Raw genomic sequence first — 2,077 nt, forward strand, 5'->3', positions numbered from 1 at the left:
GAATCGGTACATTTTCATTGAAACGGAAGAAATACATAACTGGATCTGTATATTGTTTCTGTTCTTTATTATTTTTATATTTATCTACGAATTCTGTAGAAATGACAGCTCTATCTACTTTATCTGTTTCATATAAATTTACCGCTGTTGAAATTTCTTTAACAATTTGATAGTTTACTTCATCTAACTTCACTTCTTTTTTATCCCAATATTTATCGTTTTTCTTCATTGTAAAACTTGCTTCGTGCTTCCACTCCGACAACGTAAACGGCCCATTATACACCGCTTTATTTGCCTCTAAACCGTATTTATCACCTTGCTCTTTCGCAAACTTTTCATTAATTGGATAGAACGACGGTAAAATAAGTAGTTTTGTAAAATACGGTACTGGATGTTCTAATTCCACAACAAACGTTTTATCATCTTTTGCTTTCACACCTAATTCTTCTAATCCTAATTGTTTCTTATTTATCTTTTCCGCATTTTTCACATCGTACGCAATATATGCATATTGAGAGGCTGTATCTGGATTAATAAGTTGCTTCCAAGCATATACGTAATCATGAGCTGTTACTGGATCACCGTTAGACCATTTCGCATCTCGCAAGTGGAATGTATATGTCTTTCCATCTTTACTCACTTCATATTTCTGTGTCCCAGCCTGGATCACTTCATCATTTTTCGATAAACGGAATAACCCTTCCATTACATTATTCAAAACGTTAAACGATACGGCGTCTGTTACTTTCCCTGAATTTAATGATGGAATTTCACCCGTTTCTAGTAGCTGTAATACTTTCTTCTCATCTTTCGGCTTTGTAGTTGTTTTTTCTTTTGCACAGCCAACTAAAAATGAAGAAACTAATAGAGTACTAACTAATGAATAGCGAACTACCTTTTTCATTTCAAAACCCCCTCTATTTTTTAAGGTAAGTAACGACGAGAACCAGCGTATTCTTCTATATATCCTGGTGTATTTAGCGGTATAATTTCTACCGATCTTTCAGCTTTTGGAGAGTGAATCATATTTCCATCACCAATATACATTCCAACGTGATGAACACTACCTTTTCCTTGATTATGTGCAAAGAATATTAAATCGCCCTTTTGTAGGTTTTCTTTATCAACCGCAATTCCTGCTTTTGATTGTGGCCCAGAATCCCTCGGTATGGTAATGCCATGTGATTTATAAATCGTATGTGTAAATCCAGAGCAATCAAAACCAAACCCACTTGTACCAGCCCATATATACGGTAAGCCTAAAAACATCTTGCCGGTGTTTATTAAATCATCAGCTGTTGGAGTCGGAATATCATTTTGAGAATGGTAAACAGTTCCATCATTTTTCCGTAGCCACGCCTTCTGACCATTTGGTAATAGTACGCGGTACGAAATAGCATCTTCACTCAAAAGTGGTAATCGCGTATTATAACTTACTTCTAGTGATTTATGTTTTTCAGAAGGGTTAATATATACAATTGCTGTCGGTTTCGTTACTAATACAAAAGGTTCGTTTGTTTTATCTGCAAATTCCTGATTATACGTTAATTGTTTTTCGGGCATCCATCCCGGGTAACCTACTTCGTTTCGTGGTGTTGGCTGACCATGGACTAATACTTTCACCCAGTCACCTTTCTTATCAACAACCGTTACCTCTTGACCGAGTAGCGCTTGCGTTTCTAATTTATTTGCACTCGTTAACCAAAGCTTCTCATCAAGCGTCATTGATTTCGTCCACTTCCACAAATCAACTGGATTTGTTGCACTCGGTGCATCGATTGGCCGAAGCGAATCTGGTGCGGTCCATAACGTCGCAGCTGCCACATCAATAAATGCTTTCTTATCTTTTTTCTCTTCGGCATTTGCCGATGTGAAAGATGAAAAAATGAATAATGTCGTTAATAATGCAGTCCCCACTTTTTTCATAATATATCCTCCTTAAAAGATAGTTTACTAGGTACTCCTTCTAAGATTGTATATTCACTACAGAATGCAGGTTTACCTTTGGACCAGTGTAAGTCATTCCTTCTGGCTCTTCTACTAACCATAACGGTGCATCAAGATCAAAGTAATGAAT

The 2,077-nt window shown here is 36.5% G+C and carries 2 protein-coding genes and 1 pseudogene; all 3 read right to left on the reverse strand.

Features of this window, described 5'->3' with window-relative positions; all coding sequences use genetic code 11:
* Positions 1–904, reverse strand: a 904-nt coding sequence (locus AC1DTM_RS23900; RefSeq protein ID WP_477001050.1) for a peptide ABC transporter substrate-binding protein, incomplete at its 3' end; no start/stop codon positions are given.
* A 20-nt stretch (positions 905–924) separates the two neighbouring features.
* On the reverse strand, positions 925–1,926 hold the full coding sequence (locus AC1DTM_RS23905) for a C40 family peptidase (RefSeq protein WP_016105106.1): 1,002 nt from the start codon (positions 1,924–1,926) through the stop codon (positions 925–927).
* A gap of 40 nt (positions 1,927–1,966) precedes the next feature.
* Positions 1,967–2,077: pseudogene (locus tag AC1DTM_RS23910) on the reverse strand (dipeptide epimerase); the annotation flags it as partial.

The sequence above is a fragment of the Bacillus sp. P4_D3 genome (genome assembly GCF_056401855.1).

Coding starts and splice junctions, on each gene's coding strand:
- AC1DTM_RS23905 (WP_016105106.1), bottom strand. CDS start 1,926: ATGAAAAAAGTGGGGACTGCATTATTAACGACATTATTCATTTTTTCA.